Annotated in this window: 16 protein-coding genes; 12 read left to right on the top strand and 4 right to left on the bottom strand. The window is 69.2% G+C overall.

Annotated features, from left to right (window positions below; translation table 11 throughout):
• Positions 1-19 precede the first annotated feature (19 nt).
• The 9 genes from BXA03_RS03275 (at position 20) to BXA03_RS03235 (ending at position 7,210) form a co-directional block, all read left to right on the top strand.
• A complete protein-coding gene (locus tag BXA03_RS03275; protein WP_369822390.1) occupies positions 20-859 on the top strand; it encodes a GntR family transcriptional regulator in 840 nt (279 codons plus the stop codon).
• The gene (locus tag BXA03_RS03270; protein ID WP_076503823.1) at positions 856-1,644 is read left to right on the top strand and encodes a transporter substrate-binding domain-containing protein; all 789 of its coding nucleotides are present in this window, start codon (positions 856-858) and stop codon (positions 1,642-1,644) included. The genes BXA03_RS03275 and BXA03_RS03270 overlap by 4 nt, the downstream gene beginning before the upstream one ends.
• A 171-nt stretch (positions 1,645-1,815) precedes the next feature.
• On the top strand, positions 1,816-2,469 hold the full coding sequence (locus BXA03_RS03265) for an amino acid ABC transporter permease (protein ID WP_017757454.1): 654 nt from the start codon (positions 1,816-1,818) through the stop codon (positions 2,467-2,469).
• Positions 2,470-2,481: 12 nt separating this feature from the next.
• Positions 2,482-3,135, top strand: coding sequence for an amino acid ABC transporter permease (locus BXA03_RS03260; RefSeq protein WP_076503820.1), 654 nt, complete (start codon positions 2,482-2,484; stop codon positions 3,133-3,135).
• Positions 3,119-3,895 (top strand): amino acid ABC transporter ATP-binding protein, encoded by a 777-nt coding sequence (locus tag BXA03_RS03255; protein WP_076503817.1) that lies wholly within the window; start codon positions 3,119-3,121, stop codon positions 3,893-3,895. The genes BXA03_RS03260 and BXA03_RS03255 overlap by 17 nt, the downstream gene beginning before the upstream one ends.
• 63 nt (positions 3,896-3,958) lie before the next feature.
• Positions 3,959-4,948, top strand: coding sequence for a Bug family tripartite tricarboxylate transporter substrate binding protein (locus BXA03_RS03250; protein WP_076503814.1), 990 nt, complete (start codon positions 3,959-3,961; stop codon positions 4,946-4,948).
• 154 nt (positions 4,949-5,102) lie between these two features.
• Positions 5,103-5,684, top strand: coding sequence for a YceB family lipoprotein (locus tag BXA03_RS03245; protein WP_076503811.1), 582 nt, complete (start codon positions 5,103-5,105; stop codon positions 5,682-5,684).
• Positions 5,685-5,806: 122 nt separating this feature from the next.
• The gene (locus BXA03_RS03240) at positions 5,807-6,856 is read left to right on the top strand and encodes a glycerophosphodiester phosphodiesterase (RefSeq protein WP_083715856.1); all 1,050 of its coding nucleotides are present in this window, start codon (positions 5,807-5,809) and stop codon (positions 6,854-6,856) included.
• A gap of 54 nt (positions 6,857-6,910) precedes the next feature.
• Complete coding sequence (locus BXA03_RS03235) at positions 6,911-7,210, top strand: hypothetical protein (protein WP_076503808.1); 300 nt, start codon at positions 6,911-6,913, stop codon at positions 7,208-7,210.
• Positions 7,211-7,248: 38 nt separating this feature from the next.
• On the opposite strand, the gene BXA03_RS03230 is transcribed toward BXA03_RS03235, so the two are convergent.
• The 4 genes from BXA03_RS03230 to BXA03_RS03215 form a co-directional block, all read right to left on the bottom strand.
• Positions 7,249-8,118 carry a Bug family tripartite tricarboxylate transporter substrate binding protein gene (locus BXA03_RS03230; RefSeq protein WP_234983580.1) on the bottom strand — a complete coding sequence of 290 codons (870 nt, stop codon included), beginning with the start codon at positions 8,116-8,118 and terminating at the stop codon, positions 7,249-7,251.
• A 125-nt stretch (positions 8,119-8,243) separates the two neighbouring features.
• Entirely contained in the window at positions 8,244-8,633 is a 390-nt protein-coding gene (locus BXA03_RS03225) for a chorismate mutase (RefSeq protein ID WP_076503803.1), read from the bottom strand.
• A gap of 10 nt (positions 8,634-8,643) precedes the next feature.
• Positions 8,644-9,126 carry an aromatic-ring-hydroxylating dioxygenase subunit beta gene (locus BXA03_RS03220; RefSeq protein ID WP_076503796.1) on the bottom strand — a complete coding sequence of 161 codons (483 nt, stop codon included), beginning with the start codon at positions 9,124-9,126 and terminating at the stop codon, positions 8,644-8,646.
• Positions 9,123-10,481: an aromatic ring-hydroxylating dioxygenase subunit alpha gene (locus BXA03_RS03215; protein WP_083715855.1), complete on the bottom strand. Its 1,359-nt coding sequence runs from the start codon at positions 10,479-10,481 to the stop codon at positions 9,123-9,125. Before BXA03_RS03215 ends, BXA03_RS03220 begins: the two co-directional genes overlap by 4 nt.
• A 108-nt stretch (positions 10,482-10,589) precedes the next feature.
• On the opposite strand from BXA03_RS03215, the gene BXA03_RS03210 reads away from it, so the two are divergent.
• The 3 genes from BXA03_RS03210 to BXA03_RS03200 all read left to right on the top strand — a co-directional run bounded on the left by BXA03_RS03210 (position 10,590) and on the right by BXA03_RS03200 (position 15,126).
• Positions 10,590-11,495, top strand: coding sequence for a LysR family transcriptional regulator (locus tag BXA03_RS03210; protein ID WP_076503793.1), 906 nt, complete (start codon positions 10,590-10,592; stop codon positions 11,493-11,495).
• 43 nt (positions 11,496-11,538) lie between these two features.
• On the top strand, positions 11,539-12,225 hold the full coding sequence (locus BXA03_RS03205; RefSeq protein ID WP_076503790.1) for a substrate-binding domain-containing protein: 687 nt from the start codon (positions 11,539-11,541) through the stop codon (positions 12,223-12,225).
• 186 nt (positions 12,226-12,411) lie between these two features.
• Positions 12,412-15,126, top strand: coding sequence for a response regulator (locus BXA03_RS03200; protein WP_083715854.1), 2,715 nt, complete (start codon positions 12,412-12,414; stop codon positions 15,124-15,126).
• Positions 15,127-15,187 lie beyond the last annotated feature (61 nt).

Raw genomic sequence — 15,187 nt, 5'->3', positions numbered from 1 at the left:
ACTTGCATACCAGATGGGCATGCTTCGTGCTCACCATCCCGGCATGGCGATCTCGTCCACCGACATCAGCAACCGCATCGTCGAAGCGGTCCTGGCGCAGAAGCTGGCGCCCGGCTCCCGCCTGGGCGAGCAGGAGCTGGCGCTGCTCTTCGACTGCAGCCGCACCATCGTGCGCGAGGCGCTCACCCGCCTGGCGGCGCGCGGCATCGTCACGGTGAGCGCCCGCCGCGGCTGGTACCTGATCGAGCCCTCGCAGGACGAGGCGCGCGAGGCCTTCGAGGCCCGCCGCGTGATCGAGACCGGCCTGATCCGCCAGAGCGCCGGCGGCGTGCGCAAGGAGGCCCTCAAGCGCCTCAAGCAGCACCTGCAGCAGGAAAAGGCCGCCCTGCGGCAGGACGACATCGGCAAGCGCAGCTACCTGCTGGGCGACTTCCACGTCTGCCTGGCCGACTGCCTGGGCAACTCGCTGCTGGCCGACACCCTGCGCGACTACACCGCCCGCACCACGCTGATCGCGATGCGCTACCAGTCCACCCACGATGCCGAGCAGTCCTGCGAGGACCATGTGCGCATCGTCGAGGCCCTGGAGCGCGGGGCCATCGCCGAGGCCGAGGCGCTGATGGCCGAGCACATCGGCACGGTGCAGGCCGCCCTGAGCGTCTCTACCGCGCCCGACCCGCTGGCGCGCCTGCGCGAAGCCCTGGCGCCCGTGCGGGCGGCCGGCGCCAACCCCGACGCCGCCACCTCGGCACAGCTTTTGCGAACCACCCCGCCCAAGGCCGCTGCGCGCAAGCGCAGCGCCGCCGGCGGCCCCGATTCCTCCGACGACTCCTCCACCTACCTGGGAAAGCTCCTATGACGCCCTCCAAACGCCTCTTCACCCTCGGCCTGGCCGCCGCCGCCCTCTTCGCCGGTGCCGCGCATGCCCAAAGCGCGCTGGACAACGTGCTCAAGTCCAAGACGCTGAAGGTGGCCATTCCCACCGACTACCCGCCCTACGGCTTCGTCGGCACCGACATGGCGCCCCAGGGCCTGGACATCGACATGGCCAAGCTGATCGCCACCAAGATGGGCGTCAAGCTCGAACTGGTGCCCGTGACCAGCGCCAACCGCATTCCCTACCTGCAGACCAAGAAGGCCGACCTGGTCATCAGCACGCTGGGCAAGAACGCCGAGCGCGAGAAGGTCATCGACTTCAGCTCGGCCTACGCGCCCTTCTTCCAGGGCGTGTTCGCCAAGAAGACCGCCGCCATCAAGGACTTCAAGGATCTGACCGGCATGACCGTGGCCGTGACCCGCGGCGCCATGGAAGATCAGGAGCTGAACAAGGTGGCCCCGAGCGGCGTGGACTACCGGCGCTTCGAGGACAACAACGCCACCGTCGCCGCCTACGTGGCCGGCCAGACGCAGGTGATCGCCATGAGCGGCGCCGTGGCCGCCGAGATGATCCGCAAGAACCCGCAGATCAACACCGAGTTCAAGCTGCTGCTCAAGGACAGCCCCTGCTTCGTGGGCATCGCCAAGGGCGAGGATGCCCTCAAGGCCAAGGTGAACGAGATCATCGCCGCCGCCAAGAAGGACGGCACGCTGGACAAGATGTCCAAGCAGTGGCTCGGAAAAGCCGCTGGCGATCTTCCGGTCTGAAGCCCACCCCCGTTGCTTGCTCACTTCGTGTAGCCGCCTCCCCCCTCAAGGGGGCGCACCCAGCGGCCCGGCAAAGCCGGTTCCGCGGGTGCTCCCGAACGGGCTTCGCTTCGCTTGCCCTTGCCAATGGCGACTCGCGAGGCCGGTCTCCCTCGTTTCTCAGGGCCTTCCATGACTTTTGACTTCTGGGCCATCCTTTCGGAATGGCCGCTGCTCCTCAAGGGGGTGGCGTGGACCCTCGGGCTCACGGCCATCGCCACCGTGATCGGCATGGCGCTGGGCATCGGCTGCGCATGGGCGCGGGCCTGGGGGCCGGGCTGGCTGCGCTGGGTGGTGGGCACCTATGTGGAGCTGATCCGCAACACGCCCTTCATCGTGCAGTTGTTCTTCATCTTCTTCGGCCTGCCGGCCGCAGGGGTGAAGCTCACGCCCGAAGTGGCGTCGATCATCGCGATGGTGCTCAACCTGGGTGCCTATGCCACCGAGATCATCCGCGCCGGCGTCGAGGCCACGCCCAAGGGCCAGATCGAGGCCGCCGCCAGCCTGGCGCTGACGCGGGCCCAGACCTTCCTGCGCGTGGTGCTGCCGCCCGCCATGAAGAAGGTGTGGCCGGCCATGGTCAGCCAGATCATCATCGTCATGCTGGGCTCGGCGGTGTGCGGCCAGATCTCGGTCGAGGAACTGAGCTACGCGGCCAACCTGATCCAGAGCCGCAACTTCCGCGCCTTCGAGGCCTTCATCGTCGCCACGGCCATCTACCTGCTGCTGGCCGTCGGCGCGCGGCGCCTGTTCAACTGGGCCGGCCCCCGGTTCTTCGGCCGCTGAAGGAGCACCACGATGGTCGAATTCACCCTCTGGGACATCCTTCGCAACCTGCTGCTGGCCGCGCGTTGGACGGTGGTGCTGTCGCTGATCGCCTTCATCGGGGGCGGCATCGTCGGCGGCCTGCTGCTGGCCGCGCGGCTGCGCGGCGGCAATGCCGTGCAGCGCCTCATCGGCGGCTATGTGCAGCTCTTCCAGGGCACGCCGCTGCTGATGCAGCTCTTCCTGGCCTATTTCGGCATCGCGCTCTTCGGCATCGACGTGTCGCCGTGGACCTCGGCGGCCTTCGCCCTCACGCTCTACACCAGCGCCTTCCTCACCGAGATCTGGCGCGGCTGCGTGGCCGCCATTCCGCGCGGCCAGTGGGAGGCGTCGTCCAGCCTGGCACTCAACTTCGGCGAGCAGATGCGGCATGTGATCCTGCCGCAGGCGGTCAAGATCGCCATCGCGCCGACGGTCGGCTTTCTGGTGCAGGTCATCAAGGGCACGGCCCTGGCCTCGGTCATCGGCTTCGTGGAGCTGACCAAGGCCGGCGGCATGATCGCCAACGCCACCTTCCGCCCCTTCACCGTGTTTGCCTGCGTGGCGCTCATGTACTTCGCGCTGTGCTTCCCCGTCAGCCTCTACGCCAAGCATCTCGAAAGAAAGACCCATGGCCGCCGTTCCTGAAACCCACGCCCATGTCGAGCCCGGCGCGCCCATCGTGCGCATCACGGCGCTCAAGAAGTCCTACGGCAGCAACCAGGTGCTCAAGGGCATCGACCTGGAGGTGGCGCGCGGCGAGGTGATCGCCATCATCGGCAAGAGCGGCTCGGGCAAGAGCACGCTGCTGCGCTGCATCAACGGGCTGGAGGAGTTCCAGGAGGGTTCGCTCACCGTCGACGCCAAGCCGCTGCTGCACGACAGCGCCATGGCCATGCGCGAGCTGCGCCAGCGCGTGGGCATGATCTTCCAGAGCTTCAACCTCTTCCCGCACCTGTCTGTGTGCCGCAACGTGATGCTGGCGCCCACGCTGGTCAAGAAGAAGAACAAGGGCGAAGCCGAGGCGCAGGCGCGCAAGCTGCTGGCCCGCGTCGGCCTGGCCGAGAAGTTCGACGCCATGCCCGACCAGCTCTCGGGCGGCCAGCAGCAGCGCGTGGCCATCGCCCGTGCGCTGGCCATGGAGCCGGCCGTGCTGCTGTGCGACGAAATCACCTCCGCGCTGGACCCCGAACTGGTGGGCGAGGTGCTGCGCGTGGTGGAGTCGCTGGCCGACGAGGGCATGACGCTGCTCATGGTCACGCACGAGATGAACTTCGCCCGCAAGGTGAGCGACCGCGTGATCTTCATGCACCAGGGCCGCGTGCACGAGATGGGCCCGCCGGCCGAGCTGTTTGGCAATCCGCAGACGGCGGAGCTGAAGCAGTTCCTGTCGTCGTTGCACGACTGATCGCCTCCAAGGCGGCAGAGGCCGCTCACTATCATCGGCGCCCTCACAAGAACGGAGACGCCGATGAAGCAAGAGCACCGCATCTATCGCCGCCGCGGCCTGGCCGCCCTGCTGGGCGCGCTGGCCCTGGTCACCAGCCTGGCCGCGCAGGCCGCCTTTCCCGACAAGCCGCTGAAGATCGTCATCGGCTTTCCCGCCGGAGGTCCGCTCGACCAGCATGCCCGCCTGCTCACCGACCGGCTGCAGGCCATGCTGGGCCAGCCCGTGCTGGTGGACTACAAGCCCGGCGCGGGCGGCTCGGTCGGCGCCGACTTCGTCGCCAAGAGCCCGGCCGACGGCTACACGCTGATGCTGGCCAACACCGGCGTGGCGGTGATCAACGGCGCGCTCTACCGCAACCTGCCCTACAACACGCTGCGTGACTTCACGCCCGTGGCGCGCACCGCCATGCAGCCACTGGCGCTGCTGGTCAACAACAACGTGCCCGCCAAGACGCTGGGCGAGTTCATCCAGTACGCCAAGGCACGGCCGGGCCAGATCAACTACGGCTCGGCGGGCAACGGCGGCATCAGCCACCTGGTGCCGGAGATGTTCAAGAGCGCGGCCGGGATCTTCATGGTCCACATCCCCTACCGCGGCAGTGCGCCGGCCTTCACTGACCTGATGGGCGGACAGGTGCAGTTCATGGCCGAGTCCATTCCCCAGGCTGCGAGCTACCACAAGCAGGGCAAGGTGCGCGCGCTGGCCGTGACCAGCCGCGAGCGCAACCCGGCGCTGCCGGACATTCCGACCGCCATCGAGGCCGGCCTCAAGGGCTTCGAGGTGGTGGGCTTCTACGGCTTCTTCGTGCCGGACGGCACGCCCAAGGACGTGGTCGACAGACTGAGCGGCGCCTTCCAGCAGGTGCTGGCCCAGCCCGACCTGAAGAGCCGCATGGTGAGCCAGGGCGCCGATCCGGCTTTCCTGGGCAGCGCGGACTTCGGCCGCTTCCTGCAGACGGAGACGCCGCGCTGGGCGGCGGCCGTGAAGGCATCGGGCGCCCGGCTCGACTGAACAGCACGACAGCTTTGGGTGGCCACATGCCCACTCGACGCCGACGGGTTGCGCAACCGCATCGGCTTCTACGATCGAGCGCCAGCGAAACACGCTGACACCACGTCGGCGCTGGCCCAGGAACCCACCCGAAGCTGGCCCCTCCAATTCCCGCATGACGCACCGTGACCTCGCTTTCCGCCGCCGCCTGCTCACTGGCGGCGGCGCCCTGCTCCTGCTGGGTGCCGCCCCGCTGCGCAGCGCCTGGGCCGGCTTCAACTTTTTCACCAGCGAATACACCGCCTCGCGCGAGGAACTGCAGGCCCAGGTGGCCAAGAAATTCCCGCTGCGGCAGAGCGCCGGTGGCCTGTTGGACGTCACGCTGCGCGACCCGCGGCTGGACCTGGACCCGGGCGCCAACCGCGCGATGCTGACCACCGCCGTCACCATCGCCAGCCCCTTCCTCAACCCCTCGCAGGTGGGCGGCCAGTTGGCCGTGAGCAGCATGCTGCGCTACGACCCCGAGACACTGAGCCTGCGCCTGGACCAGCCGCGCGCCGAGCGCGTCGTGTTCGACGGCGTGGGCGGCCAGGACGCCGTGCGCCTGCAGCGTGCGGGCGCCGCCGTCGCGCAGGAACTGCTGCAGGGCCAAGCCCTGCACACCTTCCGCAAGGAAGACCTCACCGTCGGCCGCAAGACCTATGCGATCGGCGACATCACGATGCTGGCGGACGGCATCAAGGTGCAGCTGAAGTAGCCGCCTGGCTTGGCAGTGCGGCAGCCGGTGCCGCCATCGGCTGCACAACACGCTCTCGCCTGCGGGCAAACCCCGGCGCCCGCCCAGGCACCACCGTCATCGACGGCATCCAGAATCAGGGCATGTCCACGCCATCTCTACCGTCTCTGTCCCGCCGCGCGCTGCTCGGTCGCGGCACCGTCATCCTTCTGCCCGCATTCGCCAGCCTGGCGGCCTGCCGCGCCCTGCCCACGGCGCCTGAGCAGCGCCTGCTGGACCTGCAGGCGCATCGCGGCGGCCGCGGCCTCGCGCCCGAGAACACGCTCGCCGCCTTCGACAACGCGATCAGCCTCGGCGTCACCACGCTCGAGCTGGACATCGGACTCACGGCCGACGGCGTTGCCATGATCTCGCACGACACCGCCCTCAACCCCGACCACACGCGCGATGCGCAAGGCCGCTGGCTGAACGCCACGGGCCCGGCCATCCACCAGCTGACCCTGGCCCAGCTCAAGACCTATGACGTGGGCCGGCTGAACCCGAACACCCAATACGGCCAGCAGTTCCCCACCCAGGTGCCGCGCGATGGCGAGCGTATCCCCACGCTGGCCGAACTGTTCGCACTGGCCGAGCGTCGCGGCGCGAGCCAGATCCGCTTCAACATCGAGACCAAGGTCGACCCCACCAAGCCGACGGAGACCGCGTCGCCCGAAGCCATCACCGACGCCATCCTGGCCGAGGCGCGGCGCGCCGGGCGCCTGCCCCACGTGACGCTGCAGAGCTTCGACTGGCGCAGCCTCGTGTATGCCGGGACGCGCGAACCCCGTCTCTGGCGCGCCTGGCTCACCAGCCCGCGCACCGTGCAGGACAGCCGCTGGACCGCGGGCCTGCGGCTGGCCGACCATGGCGGCAGCGTACCGCGGCTGATCGATGCCGCATCGCGGCGCGGCAAGGGCCTGTCCATCTGGTCGCCGGCCTTCGGCGACCTGCAGCCGCAGCAGGTGAAGGAGGCCCACGACCTGGACCTGAAGGTGCTGCCCTGGACAGTCAACAACCCCGCCGACATGGCGCGGCTGATCGACATGGGCGTGGACGGCCTGATCACCGACTATCCCGACCGGCTGCGGGCGCTGATGCAGGAACGCGGCTTGCCGCTGCCGCCTGCGCAGCCCGCACGGCCCGCCTCCGCCTGACCGTTGCAGGCTGCGCCCTTGCACCGTACCGATCTCGAACACCCCGCTTGCGCCATGAACACGACCACCGACGCCGCCACCGCCCAGGACCAGCTCGCCCGACTCGCCGACCTGCTCGCCGCCACCCGCCGTGATCCGCTGCAACTTGGCCGTCTTTGCGACCACGCACGGCAAGCCTCTGCACTGCAGACCGCCTTGCCGCCGCGCTATGCGCCCGTGCTGCTCGACGTGGTGGACCGCCTGGAATCCAGCGCCCTGTTCAGCGAGGAAAGCTGCTCCTTCAGCCAGAAGGACCTGCTGGACAGTCTGCAGCTGTGGGTGGACAAGGCGCGGGGCGTGCTGCTGGGCGGCTGAATCGTGCGCGTCCGCCCCGATGGAATGCGGTGGGGGGCTCAGTCCGGCTTGAGGCCGGCGCGCTCGATCACCGGCTTCCATCGCTGCAGCTCTTCACGCATGAAGGCCGCGAGTTGCTCCGGGGTCCCGCCGACCGGATCGAAGTAGGCGCCGAGCAGACGCTGGCGGACCTCGGGCTCGGCGAGCACGGCGGCGATCTCCCGGCTCATGCGCTCGACCACCGGCCGCGGCGTGTCGCGCGGTGCCATGTAGGCGAACCACGGCACGGCCTGGATGTCCGGCAGGCCGGACTCGCGCAACGTGGGCAGATCGGGCAGCAGGGCGGAGCGCTGCGCGGAGGTCACAGCCAAGGCCTTGAGCTTGCCCGCCTTGACCTGCGGCATCACGGTCACCGGCGGCAGGCAGGCGAACTGCACATCCCCCTGCACCAGCGCCGTCACGGCCTGCGCCGACGAAGCGTAGGGAATGTGGACGGCGAATGACTGGGTCTTCGCCTTGACGAGTTCCACCCCGAGGTGCGCGATCGAACCGTTGCCGGTGGAAGCGAAGTTGTACTTGCCAGGGTTGCGCCGCAGCGCATCCAGCCATCCCTTGACCGAGTCGATGCCGGTCTGCGCGTTGACGGCACAGACGTTGGGTGTGGTGGCTGCCAGCGATACCGGGGCCAGGTCGCGGAAGGGGTCGTAGGGCAGGTTGCGGTAGAGCACCGTGTTGTAGACCAGCGGGGCATTGACCGACAGCAGGAAGGTGTAGCCATCCGGATTGGCCTTGGCCACCACGTCGGTGCCGGCGTTGCCGCCCGCCCCCGCGCGGTTCTCGACGATCACCGGCTGGCCCAGCCGCGGCGCCAGGCGGTCATTGACGATGCGCGCGAGGATGTCCGGCGACGAGCCGGCGCCAAAGGGCACGACGATTCGAATCGGGCGCCTGGGCCAGTCCTGCGACGCGGCAACGTTCTGGGCTTGAGCGGGCAAGACTGCCGCAACGATGGCAGCGAGCGCCGTCCATCGGAGGGTATGTCGACGCAGCAGGGTCATCGCCCATCCTCCACCGGGGCCATGGCCGCATGGTCCTGCTGCTCGCGCGCGATGAAACCGGCCACCATCGCGCGATAGCAGGCGTCCACCACTTCGGGATAGGCGCCCTTGGCCTCGGCCAGCGCTCGCACCTTGGCGAACACCTGCTCCTGCCGGGCAGGCGCCGAGACCTGGAAGGCGTCACGCTTGAATCGCGCGGCATCGCGCACATAGCGCCCCCGCTCGGCCAACAGCGCGACGATCTGCTCGTCCAGCGCATCGATGCCGGCGCGGATCTCGGCCAGGGAGTTGCAAAGCGGCCTGTAGCCGGGATCGAGGAACCGCCGCAGCGGCGGGCCGTGCGGATCGGGCTCCGCGCCTGAAAGGTGGGCAGTGGGAATGTTCATGAAGCCGGCCTCAGATGGGGTAGATGATCGAGTTCGGGATCATCTCGCTGTCGTACACCACCAGCCGCGACGCGAACTTGAGCGCGCCGTCGGGCATACGCACCACCTCGTCGATCGTGCGGCCCACGTTGAACACGGTGGTCAGCTGCGACAGCTTGGTGCGGAAGACGGCGTAGTTGGCCTCGCAGTGGATGCGGCCGTCCACCACCTCCCGCACCAGCGGCGTGCCCACCACGTGGCGCTGGTAGTAGGGGTCGTGGTAGAGCGTCTCGCGGATGCCGTAGACCCGGTCCCGCAGCATGGCCTTGCTCTCGAAGGACAGCGTGGCCAGCGGAAAGCCCCGTTCGTGGTTCTCGCGCGGCTGGAGCCGGTAGGAGCAGTCCTCGGTGAAGAACTCGGGCCAGGCGTCCCAGTCGGCGGCATCGAGCGCGCTGGCGTAGCGGGCATAGAGCTGGCTGAGCGCGAACCAGTCCTCGAAATTGAGCGGGCTCATCGGGCGGCGCTCCCTTCCCCATGGCCGTGGGACGCGTCGCCTCCGGATGCACACGGCGACGGTCGGGGCGCCGCCGCGGCCGGTGGGCCATCCGCACCAGGCGCCTCCATCACACCGCGCCAGTAGTCGTACATGCCGCGGATCAGCGTCTCGGTGACCATGTGGTCGGCATCGCCCACGTCGCGGCCGCCCAGTTCGGCCAGGGCCCGGTGGCCGGGCTTGCTTTCGAAGGCCATCTGCGACAGCTCGATCACCTCGCCGTCGTCGGCGGACACGAAGCCCGCCGGGCCGAAGAGGTTGGCCTGGCGCAGGCGGCGCTGCTGCATCTCCTCGGTGTCGTCCTCGAAGCCGAAGTGCGTCCATTCGAAGAAGAAGGCGCCGTGGCCGTCGGGCTGGATGTGGCGCGTCGAGACGCTGTTGACCTGCTGCTGCAGGATCACGCTGGGGAACAGCGTCGTCATGACGGCAGTCGGGCCGCCCCACCACGACTCCGGCACGATGTCCAGGAAGCGCGCGTCCTCCAGCGACATCTTCTCCTTGAAGCTCGACACCTGCGTCACCTGCGAGGCGGCGCCCTGCTGGCCGCGGGTGGAGATCATGGCCGCGTGGCGGTGGCGCGCGTCCATCACCAGCTGCGACTTGTTGTCCGCGCGCCAGAGGCCGAAGGTCACGAACCAGGTGTGCAGCAGGCCGGGGTGGTACGGGTCCTTGATGTTCTCCTGCATCAGCTTCCAGTTGCCGGGAATGCGCTGGCGGTTGTAGCCCAGGATCTTGAGCTTGCGGCCGTTGAAGAGCCGGTCGAACCAGCGCAGGATGACCGGGCCCATGAAGTCTTCCAGCGACTCGACCTCATGGTCGAAGCTGGCGAAGACCACGCCACCGCGCGTGGCCACCTTGAGCTTGGTGAGGCCGTGGTCCTCGGGCTTGAAGTCCTCGGGCATGCCGCCCTGCATCTCCCCCGCCTCGTCGCGCACACCGCGGCGGAAGGGCACGCCCATCAGCTTGCCGGTGAGGTTGTAGTTCCACTGGTGGTAGGGGCAGGTGAAGCTCTTGCGGTTGCCGTGGCGCTCGCGGCAGAAGGCCATGCCCCGGTGGGCGCAGACGTTCTCCACCACATGGATGCTGCCGTCCTGTGCGCGCACCAGGATCACCGAGCGCTCGCCGACGGCGGTGCGCTTGAAGTCGCCGGGGTTGGGAATCTCCGCCTCCAGGCCGACGTAGCACCAGTGGCCCCGGTAGAAGAAGCGTTCCAGCTCCTTGCGGTGCAGGTCGTCGCGGGTGTAGGCGGCAAAGGGAATGCGGCTGGTGCCGCCGGCTTCCCAGCGCAGCGGGGCCTCGTGGGGCGCGCTGTTCATCGTGCGTGTCTCCGTCGTTGTCGTAGTGGGGCGCATCATCCGGCCGGGCACACTATCCACCAATAGAATCCGGTGAATAGGCCCCATCACTATCGTCAATAACACGCCATGGATCTCAGGCAGCTCGACCTGAACCTGCTGCTGGTGTTCAACCAGCTGCTGGCCGAGCGCAGCGTCTCGGGCGCGGCGCGGGCGCTGGGGCTGAGCCAGCCGGCGGTGAGCAACGCGCTGGCGCGGCTGCGCAAGGCGGTGGGCGATGAGCTCTTCCTGCGCACCTCGCGCGGCATGGAGCCCACGCCGCGGGCCGTGCAACTGGCGGAGCCGGTGGCCGCCGCGCTGCAGCTGCTGCAGGGCGCGCTGCGGCAGGACCAGGGCTTCGACCCCGCCACCAGCAACCGTGCCTTCACCATCGGCATGACCGACATCGGCGAGATCTACTTCCTGCCCGGCCTCATGGAAGCCCTGGCCGAAGCCGCCCCCGGCGTGACCGTGAGCACCGTGCGCAACACCGCGGTGCAGCTCAAGGACGAGATGGAGTCCGGCCATGTGGACCTGGCCCTGGGCCTGCTGCCGCAGCTGCGCACCGGCTTCTTTCAGCGGCGCCTGTTCACCCAACGCTATGTGTGCCTGATGCGCCAGGGCCATCCGCTGGACAAGCGCCGCATCGGGCTGCGCGAGTTCAGCGCGGCCGAACACCTGGCCGTGGTTTCCGCGGGCACCGGCCACGGCGTGGTGGAGGACGAGCTGGCCCGCCAGGGCATCGAACGCCGGGTGCGGCTGACGGTGCCGCACTTCGTGGCCCTGGGCCACATCCTGGCCGGCACCGACATGATCGCCACCGTGCCCGAGCGGCTGGCCCAGCGCATGGCCGGGCCCTTCGGCCTGCGCTGGCTGGCGCACCCGGCGCCGCTGCCCGAGATCGGCATCCACCTGCTGTGGCACGCGCGCCTGCACCGCGAGCCGGCCAACCAGTGGCTGCGCCAGCTGATCGCCACGCGCTTCGGCGACGGCTGACACAATCCGCCGTTCATCCGACAACCCCTCATCGACCCGCAGCATGACCGCCCCCCTGACGCTCATCTCCTCCATGGCCACCCGGCAGATCCTGAACGACCTGGCGGCCGATTACGAACGCCGCACCGGCCAGGCGGTGAAGGTGGAATCGGTGGGCGGCGTGGATGCCGCCAAGCGCGTGCAGGCCGGCGAGGCCTTCGACCTGGTGGTGCTGGCGGCCAACGCCATCGACCAGCTGGCCGCTGCCGGCAAGACGGCCGGCCCGCGCAAGGACCTGGTGACCTCGGGGGTGGCCGTGGCCGTGAAGGCCGGCGCGCCGCGGCCCGCCATCGACACCGAAGAGGCCGTCAAGCAGGCCGTGCTGGGCGCGCAGAGCCTGGCCTACTCCACCGGCCCCAGCGGCGTGCAACTGGCCAAGCTCTTCGAGCGCTGGGGCATCGCCGCCGAGATCCAGCCGCGCATCGTCACCGCGCCGCCCGGCGTGCCCGTGGGCAGCCTGGTGGCCAAGGGCGAGGTGGCGCTGGGCTTCCAGCAGCTGAGCGAAATGCTGAACCTCGAAGGCATCGACATCCTGGGCCCGCTGCCCGATGCGATCCAGATCGTCACCACCTTCTCGGGTGCCGTGGCGGCCACGAGCGAGCGGGCGGCTGAGGCCCAGGCGGTGCTCGACTTCATGGCGGGCCCCGACGCGGCCGATGCCATCCGGCGGCAGGGGATGGATCCGGCCTGACCCAGGCCTGGCGATGGCCTGCGCGGCCGGGTCGGTGCAAGACGGCGGGCGAAAGAGGCCCATGCGGGTCGCGGCTTTGTCCGTCACCATTTCGGCCTCCGGCAGTCGAAGATCCAAAGGCGGGCTGCGTGCGTAGGAAGCGGGCCCGCCTCGCCGTTCTTCCACCGCCATCACCTCCTGCCCACCATGCCGAATGCCACCGCCGCCTCGTTACTGTCCGCAGCAGACGAGCCACGCCCTGGCGTGACGAAGAGCGCATGGCCGCCGGCCGGCGGCGAGTGCGGCGCGCTGATCAGGGCACGGGACTGGAGCGCGACATCGCTCGGCGCCGTGGGCGAGTGGTCGCCCGCCCTGCGGATCACGGTGTCCAACATCGTGAACTCTCCCGTGCCCAAGGTTCTGATGTGGGGGCACGACCATGTCATGCTCTACAACGATGCCTATACGGCCGTGCTCGGTGCGCAACATCCGGCATCCCTGGGCCGCACCTCGCTGGAGGTCTGGCCCGAGATCGCGGAATGGAACCGCGACGTGCTCCAGCGGTGTCTGGGTGGCGAGATCGTCTGTTTCCGCGAGCACACGATGACGCTGGTGCACGACGACGGGCCGAAGGCGCATGTGTTCGACCTTTTCTACACGCCCGTCTACGACTCGGCAGACCTGGCGGCCGGCGTGATGTGCACCGTGCTCGACGTGACCGACCGCGCCCGGCAGGAAGAGGCGCTGCGCATCAGCAACCGACGCTTCCGCACCGCCATGGATGCCGTTCATGGCGTGCTCTGGACCAACACCGCCGATGGCCGCATGACCGGCGAGCAGCCGGGCTGGGCCGCCCTCACCGGCCAGACGCAGGCGCAATACGAAGGTTATGGCTGGGCCGACGCATTGCATCCCGATGATGCCCAGGGCGCCATCGCAACCTGGAACGCCGCCGTCGAGGGACGCACCCTGTTCATCCACGAACACCGTGTGCGCCGCAGCGATGGCGTGTGGCGCAATTTCGCCGTGCGGGGCCTGCCCATCCTGCGCGAGGACGGCAGCATCGACGAATGGGTGGGCGTGCACACCGACATCACCGAGCAGCGCGCTGCCGAACGAAGCCTGGTGGCCCAGGCCACGGCGCTCGCCGCGCAGGTGCGCCACCGGGAGCGGGCCGAGGAACAGCTGCGTCTGCTCAACGAGAACCTGGAGACCCGCGTCATCGCCGAGATCGACGAGCGCCGGCAGGCCGAGGCCAAGCTCGCCCAGGCGCAGAAGCTGGAGTCCATCGGGAAGCTGACCGGTGGCGTGGCCCACGACTTCAACAACCTGCTGCAGGTGATCTCGGGCAGCCTGCACCTGCTGTCCAAGGACATCGCCGGCAACGACCGGGCGCAGCGGCTGGTGGGCAATGCCATGGCCGGCGTGTCGCGCGGGGCCAAGCTCGCGGCACAGTTGCTGGCTTTCGGTCGCCGGCAGCCGCTGGAGCCGCGCGTGGTCAATGCCACGCGCATGGTGCAGGGCATGGACGACATGCTGCGCCGCGCCCTGGGTGGCGCGATCGAGATCGAGACGGTGCTCGGCGGCGGGCTGTGGAACACCTTCGTCGATCCGACGCAGATCGAGAACGCGGTGCTCAACCTGGCCATCAATGCGCGTGACGCGATGAATGGTTCGGGTCGCCTCACCATCGAACTGGCCAACGTGCATCTGGACGAGGCCTATGCGCTCAAGCACGACGAGGTGGCGCCCGGCCAGTATGTGATGCTGGCGGTATCGGACACCGGCTCCGGCATGCCGCCGGAGGTGATCGCCCGCGCCTTCGAGCCCTTCTTCTCCACCAAGCCGGAAGGCAAGGGATCGGGCCTGGGCCTGTCGATGGTCTACGGCTTCGTCAAGCAGTCCAACGGGCACATCAAGATCTATTCGGAACTGGGCCACGGCACCACCGTCAAGGTGTTCCTGCCCCGCGCCATGCAGGCGGAGGACGTGGCCGTCCGCGTGGACGCCGGCGCCATCGAGGGCGGGACCGAGGTCGTGCTGGTGGTGGAGGACGATGCCGAGGTTCGCGAGGTCGTCGTGGCCATGCTGGTCGACCTGGGCTACCGCGTGCTGCAGGCCTCCGATGCGTCCAAGGGGCTGGCGGTGATCGAGAGTGGCATTCCGGTCGACCTGCTGTTCACGGACGTGGTGATGCCGGGCCCGCTCAAGAGCCCCGAGATGGCCCGCCAGGCCCGCCAGCGCATCCCGGATCTGGCGGTGCTGTTCACCTCGGGCTACACCGAGAACTCCATCGTTCACGGCGGACGCCTCGATGCAGGCGTCGAACTGCTGTCCAAGCCGTACTCGCGCGAGGCGCTGGCGCGCAAGGTGCGCCACCTGCTCGGCAATCGGGCGCAGCGGCAGACCGCGGCGCCTGCGGCGACCGGGCAGGCCGGTGCGGCTGCTGCGGCTTCGCCCACACCGGCTGCTGTGCGGCAGACGGCTGCACCGGCATCCGCCCCGGCCGCGCGTGCGAGTGCCGGCGTGGTGCTGCTGGTCGAGGACGATCCGCTGATCCGCGTGACCTCGGCCGCCATGCTCACCGACGCCGGCTACGCCGTGGTCGAAGCCGGCAGCGCGGAGGAAGCCGAGTCCCTGGCCCAGCGCCATCGTCCGCAGGTCATGGTGACCGACATCAACCTGCCCGGCGCTTCGGGCACCGAGCTGGCCGCAGCCCTGCGCACGCAGCTGCCCGAGCTGGTGACGATCTTCGCCAGCGGCGATGCCTCGCCCCTGTTGCGGGGCGAGCTCAGCGGCAGCCTGATCCTGGCCAAGCCCTATACGTCGGCCGCCCTCGTTGCCGCCGTCAAGTCGGCGCGCGAGCCCGCGGCGCCGGCGCCGGATGCCCCGCCGGCGGCCGCCTCGGAAAGTCGCAGCTGACACAGGTCGCGGCAGGCGGCCTGCCGCGGCCTGAGCGATGATGGTCCGCCCACTTCGACGA

The organism is Pseudacidovorax sp. RU35E (assembly GCF_900156165.1).
Classification (GTDB): Bacteria; Pseudomonadota; Gammaproteobacteria; order Burkholderiales; family Burkholderiaceae_C; genus Xenophilus.
This window is presented reverse-complemented; position numbering and strand designations above follow the sequence as displayed.

Coding starts and splice junctions, on each gene's coding strand:
- BXA03_RS03275 (WP_369822390.1), top strand. CDS start 20: ATGCTTCGTGCTCACCATCCCGGCATGGCGATCTCGTCCACCGACATC.
- BXA03_RS03250 (WP_076503814.1), top strand. CDS start 3,959: ATGAAGCAAGAGCACCGCATCTATCGCCGCCGCGGCCTGGCCGCCCTG.
- BXA03_RS03245 (WP_076503811.1), top strand. CDS start 5,103: ATGACGCACCGTGACCTCGCTTTCCGCCGCCGCCTGCTCACTGGCGGC.
- BXA03_RS03260 (WP_076503820.1), top strand. CDS start 2,482: ATGGTCGAATTCACCCTCTGGGACATCCTTCGCAACCTGCTGCTGGCC.
- BXA03_RS03235 (WP_076503808.1), top strand. CDS start 6,911: ATGAACACGACCACCGACGCCGCCACCGCCCAGGACCAGCTCGCCCGA.
- BXA03_RS03255 (WP_076503817.1), top strand. CDS start 3,119: ATGGCCGCCGTTCCTGAAACCCACGCCCATGTCGAGCCCGGCGCGCCC.
- BXA03_RS03240 (WP_083715856.1), top strand. CDS start 5,807: ATGTCCACGCCATCTCTACCGTCTCTGTCCCGCCGCGCGCTGCTCGGT.
- BXA03_RS03220 (WP_076503796.1), bottom strand. CDS start 9,126: ATGAGCCCGCTCAATTTCGAGGACTGGTTCGCGCTCAGCCAGCTCTAT.
- BXA03_RS03215 (WP_083715855.1), bottom strand. CDS start 10,481: ATGAACAGCGCGCCCCACGAGGCCCCGCTGCGCTGGGAAGCCGGCGGC.
- BXA03_RS03265 (WP_017757454.1), top strand. CDS start 1,816: ATGACTTTTGACTTCTGGGCCATCCTTTCGGAATGGCCGCTGCTCCTC.
- BXA03_RS03225 (WP_076503803.1), bottom strand. CDS start 8,633: ATGAACATTCCCACTGCCCACCTTTCAGGCGCGGAGCCCGATCCGCAC.
- BXA03_RS03210 (WP_076503793.1), top strand. CDS start 10,590: ATGGATCTCAGGCAGCTCGACCTGAACCTGCTGCTGGTGTTCAACCAG.
- BXA03_RS03270 (WP_076503823.1), top strand. CDS start 856: ATGACGCCCTCCAAACGCCTCTTCACCCTCGGCCTGGCCGCCGCCGCC.
- BXA03_RS03200 (WP_083715854.1), top strand. CDS start 12,412: ATGCCGAATGCCACCGCCGCCTCGTTACTGTCCGCAGCAGACGAGCCA.
- BXA03_RS03205 (WP_076503790.1), top strand. CDS start 11,539: ATGACCGCCCCCCTGACGCTCATCTCCTCCATGGCCACCCGGCAGATC.